Origin of the sequence: Sphingobium sp. CR28, from assembly GCF_052327305.1 — a bacterium.
Lineage (GTDB): Bacteria > Pseudomonadota > Alphaproteobacteria > Sphingomonadales > Sphingomonadaceae > Sphingobium.
In genome coordinates, this window is the sequence record NZ_CP182486.1 from 1,237,434 (window position 1) to 1,252,081 (window position 14,648).

Below are 14,648 nucleotides of genomic sequence, written 5' to 3' on the forward strand. Positions count from 1 at the left end.
ATTGAAAATGAACGCTTTGTTCAAAGGGCGTCGAGCTGTTCGCCCAGAACGGCGAGGCAATCCCGTGCCAGTTGCATCGAGCGCTCCGGGCTCCAGCCCTGCCCCTCGTCCGGCCAGTCGTCATTGTCCTTGAACGGCATTTCCAGCGTCATGGCGACAGAGCCGTAGCGCTCGGCCACCTGCGCGGTCGCCATCGAGAGATTGGCCTTGCCCGCCGGCGTGACCGGATAGCCAAGCCGGGTCTGGAAATCGGGCGTCCGTGCCGCCAGCGCATCGCGATACGCCTCGAAAGCCGCGAGTTGCTCTGACCTCAGGCCGGGGATGCCCTCGAAACCCGCGAGGAAGACGGCAGGGATCGCTTCGTCGCCATGCACGTCCATGCAGAAGCGCACGCCCGTCCGGTCCATGGCGTTGCGCACGCAGAGCACTTCGGGCGATCGCTCCATGCTCGGTGCGTGCCATTCCCGATTGAGGTTAACGCCTGCCGCATTTGTGCGCAGATGGCCGCGAAACGCGCCGTCCGGGTTCATGTTCGGCACGATGTGAAACGTGCAGGCCTCTCGCAGTTTGCGCGCGAGGGCGCTCGTCGGATCGGTAAGGAGGTCGAGCGCGCCTTCCATCCACCATTCTGCCATGCTCTCGCCGGGGTGCTGACGCGCAATGAGCCAGACCGGCTTCTCGCCCGTGCCCAGCGTCAGACAGTCTATCGACCGCCCATCGAGCGTCTGCCCCAGCTCGCGCAGCGTCACGCCCTCGGCCAGCGCAGCACAGGCAATGAGGTCCTGGTGGCGTTCCAGCGAATAGGGCGCGAAATAGGCGAACCAGCTCACGTCGGATATGCTGGTGTGGCGGATGGTCAGCGTGCCGCCCTCTTCCCCGCTATCGTAGTGCGTCTCGGCCCGCGTCCAGTGCTCGCGATCCTCCGAGACGCAGGCACGGTAGCCGGGCCAGCCGTCGGGATAGGCCGAGCCGCCTAGGTCGACGATGCGCAGCGTCATGGCCGTGCCGGCGGGCGCCACCACGCGAAAATGAAACCATTGGTAGAAGTCGCTCTCATTATCCTTACGGATCGTGAGCGTCGCTTGGGCGCCCTCGATTGCGCGGACGATGATGTTCCCGCTGTCAAACGCGGCGGAGATGGCGAGATCGGTATCGGTCTGGGTCATTTGACCGTGATAGTCGCTCCGGATTCGCCAGGATAGTCCCGGAAAAGCGCATCAGCGAGCTTGCCCGCCGCGATCCCCGCCTGCGAGGCCGGGCTGTTCTCCTTGGCCGCCGTCTCGGCGCGGCCTTCCCAGACCGCTGCATTCGTGTCCGCACGGCGGATCTGCACGCGCAGCTGCGTTCCGATCACCGCCTTGGGCGGGCCGGAGAGATTGATGCCGACACCGAGGCCAAGGCCACTGCCGAAACTGCCCGTGGAGCCGCCCACGCCCACGCTCACCGGAGATCCACGCCGGTCGACCGGACGATCCACGCTGCGATCCGTGCCGATGCGCGCAACGAACGTCGCCGAGCTGTTGTCCACCACCGTGAAACCGGCGCGGGTCAGCGCCTGAGCCACTGCGCTGGCGAAGGTGCGATATTCTAGACTTGCCGCATCGCCGCCCTCTTCCGGCGCGAGCCGCACGGTTCCGCTGCGGGCAGCCTGCGCTTCGTGGAAGCGCGTCACTTCCACAGGCGGCAAGGACGTAGCGCAGGCCGACGCAAGGAGGAGCGGTAGAGCGGCCAGCGCCGCGCGCGAAAACGAGCTGTACATTGGCTTTCGAACTCCATCACCTGATCTGGCACGTGCAACTACGCGTCCGGGCAGTCCAGCCCTATCTCCTCGTGCGATGCATAAAGCCTGAACGAGCAAGGCATGAACGAATGGCGAAAAGGCCGGTTGCAGCGCTTCGCGCCTTGACTCACGGCCAGCGGGTCCATAAAGGCGCGGCTTCGAATTTCCGCCCAACTCAAGATTTTGGACCGCGAGTCATGAAGATCCGCAACAGCCTCAAGTCGCTCAAGGACCGTCACCGGGATAACCGCGTGATTCGTCGTCGCGGCCGCACCTACGTCATCAACAAGACGAATCGTCGCTTCAAGGCCCGCCAGGGCTGAAGCCACGCCGGCCCGGGTTCGCCCGCGTCGAACGTCTGACAGGAAAACGCCCGCCGGCATCTGCCGCGCGGGCTTTTCCTTTGTCCGCGGGTTCGGGATGGCGCGGGCGAATCTTTCGCAGTCAGACTGCCGTCCCAACGATCGAACCGATACCCGCCGTCACCGCCATTGCGACCGCACCCCAGAAGGTGACTCGCAAGACTGCCTTCGAGACCTTCGCGCCTCCCGCCCTCGCCCCGACTGCGCCTAGTCCGGCGAGGAACAGCAGCGACGCCAACGCAACGCCAGTCACGAGCGGTCGACCAAGCGGCATGATACTGGCCACCAAAAGCGGCAAGGCAGCGCCTGCAGTGAAGGTCACGGCAGAAGTAAACGCCGCCTGCACGGGGCGCGCAGTCGTGACGTTGGTGATGCTCAACTCATCGCGTGCGTGCGCTTCCAGCGCATCATGCGCCATCATTTGACGGGCAACCTCGTCGGCGGTGGCCTTTTCGACCCCCCGCTGCTGATAGATGCCGGACAATTCCGCCATTTCGAGATCCGGGGCCGAAGCGAGCTCGGCGCGCTCTCGCGCAAGATCAGCTGCTTCGGTGTCGGCCTGCGAACTGACCGAGACATACTCGCCCGCCGCCATAGACATTGCCCCGGCTACCAGCCCCGCGACGCCAGCCAGAATGATTTCGCTCCGCCCTTGTGCCGCCGCCGCGACGCCCAGGATCAAACTTGCGGTGGAAACAATGCCGTCATTCGCGCCGAGAACGGCTGCGCGCAGCCAGCCAATCCGCGTGACGAGGTGCAATTCCGAATGTGTACCGCGCATGGAAGGTCTCGCACCGCCAGAGCGCGAAGAACTACTGCAAACGAGAGACGGCGTCGTCTAAAATTTCGGACACGCCGCCCCAGCCTATCCGCTGCCCCTGAAAGCCTCAGTCCTCGCCGTGGGCCTTGAGCTCATCGCCGCGAATAGAGGCGACATGCAGCACGTTCGTCGAGCCCGGCGTGCCGAACGGGACACCGGCAAGCACGATGATCTTGTCCCCGCCCCGCGCCAGCTTGTGGCGCAGCGCCATGCGCTTGGCCTTGCCGATCATTTCCTCGAAGCTGCCAATGTCCTTGGTGCGCACCGCATGGACGCCCCAGGTGAGCCCCATTCTGCGCGCCGTGTCCGTTCGCGGCGTCAGCGCCAGGATCGGCGCGGCCGCGCGTTCGCGCGCGATGCGGCGCACCGTGTTGCCTGACGAGGTGAAGCACACGATTGCCGCCGCGCTCACTGTCTGGGTAATCGATTTGCAGGCCTCGGCCAGCGCGTCCGCCGTGGTCGGGTCGGGTCGGGTGCTGGTGAAGTGCAGCCGGTCGAAATAGCCGGGATCGCGCTCCACGCTGTGGGCAATGCTGTTCATCATGGAGACGGCCTCCTCCGGCCAGTCTCCCGCTGCCGTCTCCGCTGAGAGCATGACAGCGTCCGCGCCGTCATAGACGGCCGTCGCCACGTCCGACACTTCGGCGCGTGTGGGCGTCGGCGCCTTGATCATCGATTCGAGCATTTGCGTGGCGACGACGACCGGCTTGCCGAGCCGCCGGGCGCTCTCGACGATCTGCTTCTGGAGCGGCGGCACGGCATAAGGCGGCAGTTCGACGCCGAGATCGCCGCGCGCGACCATCACTGCGTCGGCCTGTTCGAGGATTTCCTCCAGCCGCGTCACGGCCGCCGGCTTCTCGATCTTGGCGAGCAGCGCGCCATAGCCGCCCATCAGCTTGCGCGCTTCCGCCAGATCTTCCGGACGCTGCACGAAGCTGAGCGCGATCCAGTCCACCCCCGCTTCCATGGCGAAGGAGAGGTCGCGCCGGTCCTTGGGCGTCAGCGCCGCCATCGGCAGCACCACGTCCGGCACATTCACGCCCTTGCGCTCGGAAAGCACGCCGCCGACCTCCACGATCGTCTCGATGCGGGTTTCCTCGACCACCTGTACACGCAGCACCAGCTTGCCGTCGTCGAGCAGCAGCCGGCTGCCGGGCGTGAGCGCCGCGAAAATTTCCGGATGCGGCAGGTTAACTCGCAGCACGTTGCCCGGCGTCTCGTCCCGGTCCAGCACGAAGCCCGAGCCAGTCTCCAGCATGACGGGGCCGTCCTCGAACGTGCCGACGCGCAGCTTTGGTCCCTGCAAATCCGCGAGGATCGTGGTCGGTCGGAGAAATTCCTTCTCCAACGCGCGGATGATCTCCACGTTCTTTGCGTGCCCTTCATGCCCGCCATGGCTCATGTTGAGGCGGAAGGCATCCGCGCCCGCCATATACAGCTTGCGGATCATGTCCTCATTGCTGCTCGCTGGCCCCAGCGTCGCGAGAATGCGGACCTTGCGTGTGCGCGGTGCGATCTTCTTCATGCTCATCGCGTGCAATACACCCCTTGTATCCGTGTCTGGGCTCCCGACCTTCTGGTCGAACGATGCTTGCCGCGATCCGTCCTGCACGACAAGGATGGCGCAAATCTTTGGAGCAGCCCATGCCGATAACCGACATTGATGACAAGACCGCAGCAGCCGCTTTCCGTCGGCTGGTCGAGCATTTGCAGCATCGGACGGACGCGCAGAATGTGGATCTGATGGGCCTTGCCGGTTTTTGCCGCAATTGTCTGGCGGACTGGATCGCGGAGGCGGACGGGACGATGACCCGCGATGAGGCGCGCGAGATCATCTACGGCATGCCCTTCGCCGAGTGGAAAGCGCGCTATCAGGGCGACGCGACGGACGAGCAGCTTGCCCGGATGAAGGAAAGCATCGCGAAGAACGCGCATTAGGCAATGATGCGCGTGTTATCGCCCTTTACAGCGCATCAAAGCGCCCCTATGGGCGCCGCGATGTCCATGATGATCGCCACGCCGATTATTACCAAACCGACCCGCTTGCGCGGGGCGGTCATGGGTGCGCGCGGCCTCTAAGGCCCAGCCATCCGGACAGACGCCCCGCCTGAGCGCGGGGCCCCTGTCGAGACACTGGCAAGACCCCGCGCCTCCCCAAATACAAGGAGACGCTTTATGACCGCCAGAAACCGACCCAGTTTTGATCGCGCCGTAAATGTCGGCATTGTCGGCGCGACCGGCCTCGTCGGCTCGATGATGCGCGAATTGCTCGCTGAGCGCAATTTCCCGGTCGCCTCGATTCGCCTGTTCGCGTCTGCGCGTTCGACCGGCTCGACCATCGACTGGAAGGGGCAGGCCATCACGGTCGAGAACGCCGAGACCGCCGACTATGCCGGGCTCGATGTCGTGTTCTTCTCCGCCGGTGGATCGACCAGCAAGGCGCTGGCGCCAAAGGTCGCTGCGGCGGGCGCGGTTGTCATCGACAACAGCTCGGCCTGGCGCTCCGATCCGGAAGTGCCGCTGGTCGTCGCGGAAGTGAACGGCCATGCGCTCGATCATCTGCCCCGCGGCATCATCGCCAACCCCAATTGCACGACCATGGCCGCGATGCCTGTGCTCAAGCCCCTACATGACGCGGCAGGCCTTAAGCGGCTGATCGTAAGCACCTATCAGGCGGTTTCCGGTGGCGGTATTGCCGGCATTGAGGTGCTGGCCGGGCAGGTCGCTGCCGTGGGCGATCGCTGCGCGGAGTTGGCGCGCAATGGCAGCGCCGATTTCGTGCCCGCGCCGGAGAAGTGGGCGGTGCCGATCGCCCATAATGTCGTGCCGCTGAACTATGTGCTGGGCGAGGACGACTATACCGAGGAAGAGCTGAAGCTTCGCGACGAGAGCCGCAAGATCCTCGAGATCCCCGGCCTCCCCGTCTCGGGCACCTGCGTGCGCGTGCCCGTCTTCACAGGCCACTCGCTCTCGATCAACGCCGAGTTCGAGCGTCCGCTGAGCGCGGCCGATGCGCTTGCCCTGCTGGAGAGCGCGGACGGTGTGGTGGTGAGCGCCGTGCCTAATCCGCTCGAAGCGACCGGCAAGGATCCGGTGTTCGTCGGCCGCGTGCGTGTCGATCCCACTGTGGAGCACGGCCTCGCACTGTTCATCGCAAGCGACAATCTGCGCAAGGGTGCCGCGCTTAACGCCGTGCAGATCGCGGAGCTGTTCGTCCAGCCGGCGCTCGCCGAAGCCTGAGCATTCCTGTCTCCTTCGTCACCCCGGGCTTTGACCCGGGGTCCAGCTGCCTTTCTTCCTTTTCTAGAGGATAAAGAAGCGGGATCCCGGCTCGGAGGCCGGGATGACGTCTGATGGTCAGAACCGAATGTGACCGCCCTAATTCAGATGCCGTAGTTTGTCCGGATTACGCATCACATAGATCGCCGCGATCCGACCATCCTCGATGTCCAGCGCGGTGGTCTGAAGCTCGCCGTCGGCCTCGCGTGTCACAAAGCCGGGCAGGCCGTTGACGAGGCAGGTCCGCACCAGTGTCGAGCCATATTTGCCGAACAGCACGGCCAGCGCCTTGTGGACCTGCATGACCTGCCGCACGCCGATGGCCGGGCGCACTGCCGCCGGGCGCTTGCCGCCGCCGTCGCTGTGGAAGCTCACGCCTTCCGCCAGCATCGCGCCAAGCGCGGTCATGTCGCCACTGCGCGAGGCAGCGAAGAAGGCGTCGGCGATGCGCAGCCCCTCCGTCTGCTCCAGCTGGTAGCGCGGCCGTCCGTCACGGACATGTTCGCGCGCACGGGCAGCAAGCTGTCGGCACGCCGCCGCGTCCCGGTCAATCGTGGCGGACACCTCGTCGAAGCTCATGCCGAACACATCGTGCAGCAGGAAGGCCGCGCGCTCCAGCGGTGAAAGGCGTTCCAGCGCCAGCATGAGCGGCAGCGTCACGTCTTCGGCCTCTTCCTGCTCGTCCGTGACAAAAGGCTCGGGCAGCCACGGGCCGACATAGGTTTCGCGCCGGGCGCGGGCCGACTTCATCTGATCCAGGCATAAGCGGGTCACCACCCGGCGAAGAAAGGCCTCGGGGTCGCGTATCGCAGCGCGATCGGCGCTCATCCAGCGGATGAAGGCTTCCTGCACCACGTCTTCCGCGTCGACCACCGAACCGAGCATTCGGTAGGCGACGCGGACGAGGCGAGGACGCAGCGGATCGAAAGCGACCGCCGCATCGTTCGCAATCGCGCCTGTCATCAGGCTGCTGCCTTCGCGGGCGTCTCGTACCAGAGGTCGAACCCCACCGCGATCCGGTTCCAGGCGTTGATGATGTTGATGATGAGGGTCAGCTTCACCTGCTCTTCCTCCGTGAAGTGCGCAGCCAGCGCGGCATGGGCGGCTTGCTGGCTATGCCCCTGCGCGATCGTCGTCAGCGCATCGGTCCAGGCCAGGGCGGCGCGCTCACGATCCGTGTAGCACGGCGCCTCCCGCCATGCCGAGAGCAGATAGATGCGCTGCTCGGTTTCGCCCTGCCAGCGGGCATCGGTCGTGTGCATGTTGATGCAGTTGGCGCACTGGTTGATCTGCGAGGCACGGATTTTCACCAGCTCGACAAGGCTGGGCTCCAGGCTCTCGTTGACGGTTGTGGACAGCGCGTAGAAGCTTTTCATGAGCTGCGGGGCGGCGGCGAACGGGTCGAGCTTGGCGGTCATCAGGGTCACTCCTTGCTGGTTGCACAGGCATGACGAGATGGCCCGCCCCGGATGTGACATCGGTGCGAAAAAATTTTCGCCTGCTGCTCCCTCGAAAGCTGTGGATGGCTCAGGCGATGTCTGGACATGACCGCCGCCGCATGAATAAGGGGCGCCTTCGGATTCATTCAGCGAAAGACCAAACCCCATGAGCGAACCCAACGTCGCCGCCGACCAGCTGCGCCTCTTCATCGAGCGCATCGAGCGCCTCGAGGAAGAGAAGAAAGGCATTGGGGACGACATCAAGGATGTCTACCTTGAAGCCAAGGCGACGGGCTATGATGCCAAGACCATGCGTGCCATCGTGCGCCTGCGGAAGATGGAGAAGAACGCCCGTCAGGAAGCCGAAGCGCTGCTGGAGACGTACAAGGCCGCACTCGGCCTGGAGTAATCGTTGCGGCGGGAGACACGAACCAGAGGAGCTAGCAGAACATGGCCGAATCCCCCTGGGGCACTGCCCCCGCCGACAAGGACTTCATCGTCACCACGACCAACGGCATCGATGGCCGGCCCGTGCAACGCTATCATGGCGTGGTGACGGGCGAAGTGATCGTGGGCGCCAATCTCTTCCGGGATCTGTTCGCCAGCGTGCGCGACATCGTGGGCGGGCGCTCGGGCGCCTATGAGGACGTCCTTGCCCGGGCACGCGAGGAAGCGCTGAGCGAGATGCAGCAGCGCGCCGCCTCGCTGGGCGCCAATGCCGTGATCGGGGTCGATCTTGACTATGAGGTTCTGGGTTCCAGCGGCTCCATGCTGATGGTCTCCGCCACGGGCACGGCCGTTTCCGTCTGATCGATGCGCGCACCGGGGCGCCGTCACGTTTTTTTGACAGGCGCGGTTCAGCAAGCGCCGCTATAGCGCCCCGACAAGCCCTCGACGGACGCGCCTTTGCCTGACCCCTCCTCCCTGGACGACGCTGCCGCCGGGCGCGGGACGGGCTATGGCGCGTCCTGGAGCAGAGAGACGCGCCGCCGCAACGGCGTCGCTCTGGCGCTTACGATCGCGCTTCACTTGCTTGTCCTGCTGGCGGTGCTTTTCATTCGCGGTCCGCAGTTCGTCCGCATGCAGGAGCATGGGCTGACCGGCTTCCTCATTCCTGCCCCGCCTTCGCCCGACAAGGAAAAGAGCGAGAAGAAGCAAGAGAAGAAAGCCGAGAAGAGCAAGGCGGAGGAAGCCGCTGCGGCCCCGCCCGCCGCCAAGCCGCCGCCCGTCCCCAGCGCGGCGCCCGTGCCCCAGCAGCCAGCCTTCATCGAGATGGATCTGGCGGGGACCGATATATCGAAGCTCGGCAAGGCGCCTTCCGCTTCCCCCAGCAAGGGCGATAGCAAGGCGGTCTATGGTCCGGGTCAGGGGCCGGGCGGCGTCACGCTCTACGAAGCGGAATGGTATCGCAAGCCCACGGATGCGGAACTTGCGGGCTATCTTCCGGCCAACCGTCCCCGGCGGGGCTGGGGGCTAGTCGCTTGCCGCACGATCGAAGATTATCATGTCGACAATTGCCAGTCGCTCGGCGAATCCCCCATGGGCTCAGGCTTCGCGCGCGCCGTCCGTCAGGCAGCCTGGCAATTCCGGGTGATGCCGCCGCGCATCGACGGCAAGCCGCAGATCGGCACGTGGGTGCGCATCAGGATCACTTATGGCGTGGACGGCGACCCCGAAGGCTGAAACGGTTCCGCATCGCTGAAGCATAACCCGCCGCTTGGGTTGCGCGGCTCCCCTGCGCCAGCTAGAGACCGCGCCCTATCCCGAACAAAACAGGCAGGAGCCGGCTGTGGCAGGCCATAGCAAATTCAAGAACATCATGCATCGCAAGGGTGCGCAGGACAAGAAGCGCGCCGCCGCCTTCTCCAAGCTCGCCCGCGAAATCACCGTGGCGGCCAAAATGGGCGCGCCCGATCCGGACATGAACCCCCGCCTGCGCCTCGCGATCAACGCGGCCAAGGCGCAGTCTGTGCCTAAGGACAATATCCAGCGCGCCATCGACAAGGCGAGCCGGGGCGACGCGGAGAATTACGAGGAAGTACGCTATGAGGGCTATGGCCCGGGCGGCGTCGCGATCATCGTCGAGGCGCTGACCGACAACCGCAATCGCACGGCGACCAATGTCCGCACTGCCTTCTCCAAGAATGGCGGCAATCTCGGCGCGTCCGGCGCGGTGTCCCACGGCTTCGATCGGATGGGCCTCATTACCTATCCGGCCGCAGCAGGCGACGCGGAGAAAATCTTCGAGGCGGCGCTGGAAGCCGGCGCGGAAGACGTCGAATCGAGCGAGGACGAACACGCCATCTGGACGGCGCAAGACGCGTTGCATGAAGTCGCCAAGGGGCTGGAAGCATCTCTCGGCGAGGCAGAGAGCGCCAAGCTCGCCTGGAAGCCACAAACCACTGTCGAGCTGGACGAGAGCAACGCCGCGACGCTGCTCAAGCTCGTCGACGCGCTTGAGGAGGACGATGACGTCCAGACCGTCTGGGGCAATTACGAAGTCTCTGACGAGGTGATGGAGAAGCTGGGCTGATCTGAATGCAAAGCCCCTCCCTTTAGGGGAGGGTTTGGGGGTGGGGCATGGCGCAGGAACCGCGATTGCTGAAGCACGCCGCCCAGATGCGCCATGAGGCGACCTCGGCTGAGGTGGTCCTGTGGCGACACGTCTCCCGATCACAACTCGGCCATAAATTTCGTCGCCAACATGTTTACGGCAACCGCATCTTCGATTTTTTCTGCCCGGCAAAAAATCTCGCGGTCGAAGTGGACGGGGAAACGCACAACATTGTCGCGGATTTGCGGGGGGACCAGGTGCTGGTCCAAGACGGTATCGTCATGGTGCGGTTCACCAACGAGGACATCGGCCGCAACTTGGCCGGAGTGCTGACCCATTTGCGTGCAGTTCTCAAAGCAACGCCTGATCGCTGGGCCGCCCCCCACCCCAACCCCTCCCCTGAAGGGGAGGGGCTATGAGAGATTTAGATAAAAAGCCCCTCCCCTTCAGGGGAGGGGTTGGGGTGGGGCCGCGATGCTGATCCTGGGTCTCGATCCCGGCCTGGGCACCACTGGCTGGGGGCTGATCGTGGCGGAAGGCAATCGCCTCTCTCACATCGGCAATGGCCGGATCGCGACGGATGCCAAAAGGCCGCTTGCCGACCGGCTCCTTGCGCTCGACACGGCACTCGCCGATCTCATTCTCACCCATCGGCCCGACGGCGCGGCTGTCGAGGAGATCTTCGTCAACGCCAACCCCCAATCGACGCTCAAGCTTGGGCAGGCGCGCGGTGTGGTGCTATTGGGCGCGGCGCGAGCAGGCATCGAGGTGGGCGAATATGCCGCTCGTCTCGTCAAGAAGTCCGTGGTGGGCGTGGGCAACGCCAGCAAGGATCAGGTCCACGCGATGATCCAACGGCTGCTGCCCGGCGCAGCGATCGACGGGCCGGACGCGGCGGACGCGCTCGCCGTGGCTGTCACGCACGCGCATCATCTCGCGAGCGCCCGGCGGCTCGGCTCCGCCCGCTAGAGCAGGATCACAGCGACCGCACCGCCGCCCTTGTCAGTTCCGCCCGATAAAGAGGAAGCCGACCGCGCCGACGAGGCAGGCAAACGCCGCGAAGTGCCGCCAGTGCAGCGGCTCGCCAAGCCAGGTGACCATGAACACACCGAACACCAGCAGCGCGATGACTTCCTGCGTCACTTTAAGCTGACCGGCGCTCCAGCCATGCAGATAACCGATGCGATTGGCAGGCACGGCGAAGCAATATTCGACCAGCGCGATGCCCCAGCTGATGAGGATGACGAGGAGCAGCGGCTTCCCCATCCCGCCCTTGAGGTGCCAGTACCAGGCAATGGTCATGAAGATGTTGGACGCAAGGAGCAGCGCGATCGTCGGCATGAGCAGCCTCTTGCCACCACTGTGGTGCGCCGCGCAATCGTACAGGTGGGCTGGGCGTGTTGTCATCCGCCTTGGTCCGCGCGCACAGGCCCATAGCGGCGCGACTGTCCGCTATGGGCAAGCAGTCCCCGTGCCCGATGACGGAAATGTCGGGGGGGAAGCGGACGGTCGGGTTTTGGCTGGGATTAAGCAAAGGCTGTTATTTCTCCAAACTTCCCAGAGCGCTACTTTGTTGCCGTAGCCATCCACAATTCCTCATGCGGGAATGGTAGCCTAACGCTGACTGAAAATTTCTTGCCATTGATCTCGACGGCCCCTTTTTCCTTTCTGCTTGCCAAAAACGTCTTCAAAGCAGGCAGCTCGGTAGAAGCCATGAAAATGCTGTAAGAGTCTCCACGCGTTCGAGTGGCAGGGTCATTTAGGTCCGGCCAACGCTGCGGCCAGATGATGGATTGATCAGGGGCATTCTCGTATGGCCCTGCCATCACCTCCACTTTATCTGGCAACCACGCTTGGGAGGCTGAGGGACGGAAATTTTGGAGCCGATCGAAGGCGTCAGAAATGGCTAATGGCACTTTTGAACGCACAAACTTATCGTTCAGAGGTCCGTAAACCGATATATAATACGGTTCATTGTTCCCATAAACGAGCAATGTGCTCTCGGGTTGATCGGTAGCATCTGCAACCACATATCCACCAGCGAGGGCCACCAGATCGGGATTTTCAAAGGGTCGAAGCAAGTCGGCCTGCTGTCCCTGATTTAGCTTTGCCGATTTGAAACCTGCTTTAGTTAGAAAGATTGCAGTTCCATCGCTGTAAAGCGCGAATGCAGGTGAGTCAGACCCAGTCACCATGAGCCAAGGATCGGCCGTCAACATAACAATCAGGGGATATGGCTTCGCAGAGGCTCGTGCAGCAGCAAGCGCTACCGGCCGATGAAAGAAAGCGATCCGGCTTTGATCGGGCTTTACGAGAGCCGTATTTTTAGAGGAGCCGGTCCCATTGCAAGCAACCAAAAACAGCAGAGCCGTTGCCAGCGCCATATGGGTAAGTGATTTTCGGTTCATCAAGACACGATGAACGAGCGTCTGCTTTCAAGCAAGTTATGGAGCAAAGACAAGGTCCCCAAAGTCGTCGCGTCCTGACAGACCCTTTCAGATCGACATTGAGCCTATCTTATCGGACATGGACTCGCCCGCTTTTCTCTGTCCTACAATCAGCCCGCCATGGCACGATGCCGTCATGATCCTTGCGCACTCCGTCCTGCCGCAGCGCCTAACATTTGTGGCCTGTCCCAGCCCAGACACCTTCAGGAAGAGGAAGTTGACGGAACGTAGCGCCAACTTTGGCAACTTCCGGCAGGCGCAGGCCGGACCGTCCTCGTTCGACAAGCCTCGCCGCGATAAGCGCTGGCGTGGCGCCGCCGGTAAGCTAAGACCCGAAAGCATTTTCTAGTCAGGTGGTCTCACCTGACGGCTCGGAAAATGCGGAGACAATGGACTCATGATCGCGCATCTCAAGGGCATTCTCACTGACACCGGCATCGACCATGCCGTGATCGACGTCGGTGGCGTCGGCTACCTCGTCGGCGCCTCCTCCCGCACACTCGCGGCGCTTGGCCGCACCGGAGAGGCGGTGACCGTCCACACCGAGATGCTGGTGGGTGAGGAATTCATTCGCCTCGTGGGCTTCGCTTCGGCCGACGAGCGGGACTGGTTTCGCCTGCTCACCGGCGTTCAGGGCGTTGGAGCGCGGGTCGCGCTTGCCATCCTTTCGGCACTGGAGCCAGCAGACCTGCACCGCGCCATCGCCATGCAGGACAAGGCGATGGTCGCGCGCGCCAACGGTGTCGGCCCCAAGCTCGCCGAGCGGATCGTGCGCGAACTGAAGGACAAGACAGGCGTTGCGCCGGCCGGGAGCGCCCCGCTTGCCGGTTCGGCCGTCGCCCCGGTCGGCAGCCTGTCCGCCGATGCCGTCTCGGCCTTGCAGAGCCTCGGATTCAAGCCGGGCGAAGCCGGCGCGGTGGTCGCAGCGGCGGAAGCCGAGCTGGGGCCGGACGCGAGCCTCGATGCCCTCGTGAGGATGGCGCTGCGCAAGGCAGCAAAATAGCGATCAGACCAGCGGCGTGAGGAGCGGCTTTCCGGCAAAATGCGCATCAAGATTGGCAAGGACCAGATCGGCCATCTGCTGCCGGCACGCGACGGTCGCGCTGCCTTGATGCGGCGAGAGCACGACCTGATCCATGGTCTTGAGCGCGTCGGGGATATTCGGCTCGTCCTCGAACACATCCAGCCCCGCGCCCGCGATAGTGCCCGCCTCCAGCGCCCTGACGAGCGCCGCTTCATCGACGAGGCTGCCGCGCGCCACATTCACCAGCACGCCGTCCTTGCCGAGCTTTTCCAGCACCCGGGCATTCACGATGGCGCGCGTTTCCGGGCCGCCGGGCGCGATGATGATCAGCACGTCGCTGGCCTCGGCGAGGGATTCGATGTCCGCCTTGAATGTCCAGGGCACCGCTTTCTGCGAGCGGGCGCTGTACAGGATCTCGCCCGCAAAGGGCTCGGCGCGGCGGGCAATGGCGAGACCGATCTGTCCCATGACGAAAATGCCGACACGCCGCCCCGTCGCGCGCGTGCTCAGCGGCACCTGCCAGGTGCCGGCGCGCGCCGCGCGATCATTCACGGCGATCCGCCGCTCCACCGCGAGCATCAGACCGATCGCAAGGTCGGCCACATCGTCGGTGAGCACGCCGGTCGTCGTGGTGACGCGAATGCCACGCGCCTCCGCCGCCGCGATATCCACGCCGTCATAGCCCACGCCGTTGATGGCGACGATCTCAAGCGCGGGATAGCGCTCCATGTCCTGCGCAGACAGGCGCATGGTGCCAGCGCCGACGATCGCGCGAGTCGTCCGTGGGCCGGAATCGACATGGACGGTAAAGCGCTCCGCCAGCGGGGCGGCGAGCTGCTCCGGCGGAGACGATATGCTGATAAGATCAGGACGGTCGGTCATGGCAGTGCCTTAGCCGCGCCAAACCGGGAAGGCCAGCCGGCCGGAGCGACGACGCCCCGGC

19 protein-coding genes are annotated in these 14,648 nt (G+C 64.2%); 10 read left to right on the plus strand and 9 right to left on the minus strand.

From position 1 onward, the window contains the following. Positions 1-20: 20 nt before the first annotated feature. Together ACNAOH_RS05785 and ACNAOH_RS05790 are read right to left on the minus strand one after the other, a co-directional pair. Positions 21-1,166: a M14 family metallopeptidase gene (locus tag ACNAOH_RS05785; protein WP_443971807.1), complete on the minus strand. Its 1,146-nt coding sequence runs from the start codon at positions 1,164-1,166 to the stop codon at positions 21-23. Beyond that, positions 1,163-1,759, minus strand: a complete 597-nt coding sequence (locus ACNAOH_RS05790) for a DUF4136 domain-containing protein (RefSeq protein ID WP_443971808.1) — start codon at positions 1,757-1,759, stop codon at positions 1,163-1,165. The genes ACNAOH_RS05785 and ACNAOH_RS05790 overlap by 4 nt, the downstream gene beginning before the upstream one ends. A 218-nt stretch (positions 1,760-1,977) precedes the next feature. Between ACNAOH_RS05790 and ykgO the strand changes: the two genes are divergently transcribed. After that, positions 1,978-2,103, plus strand: coding sequence for a type B 50S ribosomal protein L36 (ykgO, locus tag ACNAOH_RS05795; protein WP_003046794.1), 126 nt, complete (start codon positions 1,978-1,980; stop codon positions 2,101-2,103). 121 nt (positions 2,104-2,224) lie between these two features. On the opposite strand, the gene ACNAOH_RS05800 is transcribed toward ykgO, so the two are convergent. Together ACNAOH_RS05800 and pyk are read right to left on the minus strand one after the other, a co-directional pair. Further along, positions 2,225-2,923 carry a VIT1/CCC1 transporter family protein gene (locus tag ACNAOH_RS05800; protein ID WP_443971809.1) on the minus strand — a complete coding sequence of 233 codons (699 nt, stop codon included), beginning with the start codon at positions 2,921-2,923 and terminating at the stop codon, positions 2,225-2,227. 106 nt (positions 2,924-3,029) lie between these two features. After that, on the minus strand, positions 3,030-4,487 hold the full coding sequence (pyk, locus tag ACNAOH_RS05805; RefSeq protein WP_443971810.1) for a pyruvate kinase: 1,458 nt from the start codon (positions 4,485-4,487) through the stop codon (positions 3,030-3,032). 119 nt (positions 4,488-4,606) lie between these two features. Here pyk and ACNAOH_RS05810 point away from each other — a divergent pair, with 119 nt between their 5' ends. Beyond that, a complete protein-coding gene (locus tag ACNAOH_RS05810) occupies positions 4,607-4,900 on the plus strand; it encodes a DUF1244 domain-containing protein (protein WP_443971811.1) in 294 nt (97 codons plus the stop codon). Positions 4,901-5,137: 237 nt separating this feature from the next. Further along, positions 5,138-6,202 carry an aspartate-semialdehyde dehydrogenase gene (locus ACNAOH_RS05815; RefSeq protein WP_443971812.1) on the plus strand — a complete coding sequence of 355 codons (1,065 nt, stop codon included), beginning with the start codon at positions 5,138-5,140 and terminating at the stop codon, positions 6,200-6,202. A gap of 138 nt (positions 6,203-6,340) precedes the next feature. Here ACNAOH_RS05815 and ACNAOH_RS05820 read toward each other — a convergent pair whose 3' ends face one another. Both ACNAOH_RS05820 and ACNAOH_RS05825 read right to left on the minus strand, forming a co-directional pair. Then, complete coding sequence (locus ACNAOH_RS05820) at positions 6,341-7,204, minus strand: sigma-70 family RNA polymerase sigma factor (RefSeq protein WP_443971813.1); 864 nt, start codon at positions 7,202-7,204, stop codon at positions 6,341-6,343. Beyond that, a complete protein-coding gene (locus ACNAOH_RS05825) occupies positions 7,204-7,659 on the minus strand; it encodes a carboxymuconolactone decarboxylase family protein (protein ID WP_443971814.1) in 456 nt (151 codons plus the stop codon). The genes ACNAOH_RS05820 and ACNAOH_RS05825 overlap by 1 nt, the downstream gene beginning before the upstream one ends. 187 nt (positions 7,660-7,846) lie before the next feature. Between ACNAOH_RS05825 and ACNAOH_RS05830 the strand changes: the two genes are divergently transcribed. The 6 genes from ACNAOH_RS05830 (at position 7,847) to ruvC (ending at position 11,203) form a co-directional block, all read left to right on the plus strand. Beyond that, the gene (locus tag ACNAOH_RS05830; RefSeq protein WP_443971815.1) at positions 7,847-8,089 is read left to right on the plus strand and encodes a DUF2312 domain-containing protein; all 243 of its coding nucleotides are present in this window, start codon (positions 7,847-7,849) and stop codon (positions 8,087-8,089) included. 41 nt (positions 8,090-8,130) lie between these two features. After that, positions 8,131-8,490: a heavy metal-binding domain-containing protein gene (locus ACNAOH_RS05835; RefSeq protein ID WP_443971816.1), complete on the plus strand. Its 360-nt coding sequence runs from the start codon at positions 8,131-8,133 to the stop codon at positions 8,488-8,490. 96 nt (positions 8,491-8,586) lie between these two features. Further along, on the plus strand, positions 8,587-9,363 hold the full coding sequence (locus tag ACNAOH_RS05840) for a hypothetical protein (RefSeq protein WP_443971817.1): 777 nt from the start codon (positions 8,587-8,589) through the stop codon (positions 9,361-9,363). A gap of 106 nt (positions 9,364-9,469) precedes the next feature. Continuing rightward, positions 9,470-10,213 (plus strand): YebC/PmpR family DNA-binding transcriptional regulator, encoded by a 744-nt coding sequence (locus tag ACNAOH_RS05845; protein ID WP_443971818.1) that lies wholly within the window; start codon positions 9,470-9,472, stop codon positions 10,211-10,213. A gap of 47 nt (positions 10,214-10,260) precedes the next feature. Further along, positions 10,261-10,653 carry an endonuclease domain-containing protein gene (locus ACNAOH_RS05850; RefSeq protein ID WP_443971819.1) on the plus strand — a complete coding sequence of 131 codons (393 nt, stop codon included), beginning with the start codon at positions 10,261-10,263 and terminating at the stop codon, positions 10,651-10,653. 55 nt (positions 10,654-10,708) lie between these two features. After that, complete coding sequence (gene ruvC / locus ACNAOH_RS05855) at positions 10,709-11,203, plus strand: crossover junction endodeoxyribonuclease RuvC (protein WP_443971820.1); 495 nt, start codon at positions 10,709-10,711, stop codon at positions 11,201-11,203. A 33-nt stretch (positions 11,204-11,236) separates the two neighbouring features. Here ruvC and ACNAOH_RS05860 read toward each other — a convergent pair whose 3' ends face one another. Further along, the gene (locus tag ACNAOH_RS05860) at positions 11,237-11,575 is read right to left on the minus strand and encodes a DMT family protein (RefSeq protein WP_443971821.1); all 339 of its coding nucleotides are present in this window, start codon (positions 11,573-11,575) and stop codon (positions 11,237-11,239) included. Positions 11,576-11,799: 224 nt separating this feature from the next. Next, positions 11,800-12,642: a hypothetical protein gene (locus ACNAOH_RS05865; protein ID WP_443971822.1), complete on the minus strand. Its 843-nt coding sequence runs from the start codon at positions 12,640-12,642 to the stop codon at positions 11,800-11,802. Positions 12,643-13,078: 436 nt separating this feature from the next. Between ACNAOH_RS05865 and ruvA the strand changes: the two genes are divergently transcribed. Beyond that, the gene (ruvA, locus tag ACNAOH_RS05870) at positions 13,079-13,684 is read left to right on the plus strand and encodes a Holliday junction branch migration protein RuvA (RefSeq protein ID WP_443971823.1); all 606 of its coding nucleotides are present in this window, start codon (positions 13,079-13,081) and stop codon (positions 13,682-13,684) included. Between the two features lie 3 nt (positions 13,685-13,687). Here ruvA and ACNAOH_RS05875 read toward each other — a convergent pair whose 3' ends face one another. Next, positions 13,688-14,587 (minus strand): 2-hydroxyacid dehydrogenase, encoded by a 900-nt coding sequence (locus tag ACNAOH_RS05875; protein WP_443971824.1) that lies wholly within the window; start codon positions 14,585-14,587, stop codon positions 13,688-13,690. Between the last annotated feature and the right edge of the window lie 61 nt (positions 14,588-14,648).

Excerpts from the sequence above, each read along its gene's own strand:
- ACNAOH_RS05785 (WP_443971807.1), bottom strand. The coding sequence starts at position 1,166 with ATGACCCAGACCGATACCGATCTCGCCATCTCCGCCGCGTTTGACAGC.
- ACNAOH_RS05790 (WP_443971808.1), bottom strand. The coding sequence starts at position 1,759 with ATGTACAGCTCGTTTTCGCGCGCGGCGCTGGCCGCTCTACCGCTCCTC.
- ykgO (WP_003046794.1), top strand. The coding sequence starts at position 1,978 with ATGAAGATCCGCAACAGCCTCAAGTCGCTCAAGGACCGTCACCGGGAT.
- ACNAOH_RS05800 (WP_443971809.1), bottom strand. The coding sequence starts at position 2,923 with ATGCGCGGTACACATTCGGAATTGCACCTCGTCACGCGGATTGGCTGG.
- pyk (WP_443971810.1), bottom strand. The coding sequence starts at position 4,487 with ATGAAGAAGATCGCACCGCGCACACGCAAGGTCCGCATTCTCGCGACG.
- ACNAOH_RS05810 (WP_443971811.1), top strand. The coding sequence starts at position 4,607 with ATGCCGATAACCGACATTGATGACAAGACCGCAGCAGCCGCTTTCCGT.
- ACNAOH_RS05815 (WP_443971812.1), top strand. The coding sequence starts at position 5,138 with ATGACCGCCAGAAACCGACCCAGTTTTGATCGCGCCGTAAATGTCGGC.
- ACNAOH_RS05820 (WP_443971813.1), bottom strand. The coding sequence starts at position 7,204 with ATGACAGGCGCGATTGCGAACGATGCGGCGGTCGCTTTCGATCCGCTG.
- ACNAOH_RS05825 (WP_443971814.1), bottom strand. The coding sequence starts at position 7,659 with ATGACCGCCAAGCTCGACCCGTTCGCCGCCGCCCCGCAGCTCATGAAA.
- ACNAOH_RS05830 (WP_443971815.1), top strand. The coding sequence starts at position 7,847 with ATGAGCGAACCCAACGTCGCCGCCGACCAGCTGCGCCTCTTCATCGAG.
- ACNAOH_RS05835 (WP_443971816.1), top strand. The coding sequence starts at position 8,131 with ATGGCCGAATCCCCCTGGGGCACTGCCCCCGCCGACAAGGACTTCATC.
- ACNAOH_RS05850 (WP_443971819.1), top strand. The coding sequence starts at position 10,261 with ATGGCGCAGGAACCGCGATTGCTGAAGCACGCCGCCCAGATGCGCCAT.
- ruvC (WP_443971820.1), top strand. The coding sequence starts at position 10,709 with ATGCTGATCCTGGGTCTCGATCCCGGCCTGGGCACCACTGGCTGGGGG.
- ACNAOH_RS05860 (WP_443971821.1), bottom strand. The coding sequence starts at position 11,575 with ATGCCGACGATCGCGCTGCTCCTTGCGTCCAACATCTTCATGACCATT.
- ACNAOH_RS05865 (WP_443971822.1), bottom strand. The coding sequence starts at position 12,642 with ATGAACCGAAAATCACTTACCCATATGGCGCTGGCAACGGCTCTGCTG.
- ruvA (WP_443971823.1), top strand. The coding sequence starts at position 13,079 with ATGATCGCGCATCTCAAGGGCATTCTCACTGACACCGGCATCGACCAT.
- ACNAOH_RS05875 (WP_443971824.1), bottom strand. The coding sequence starts at position 14,587 with ATGACCGACCGTCCTGATCTTATCAGCATATCGTCTCCGCCGGAGCAG.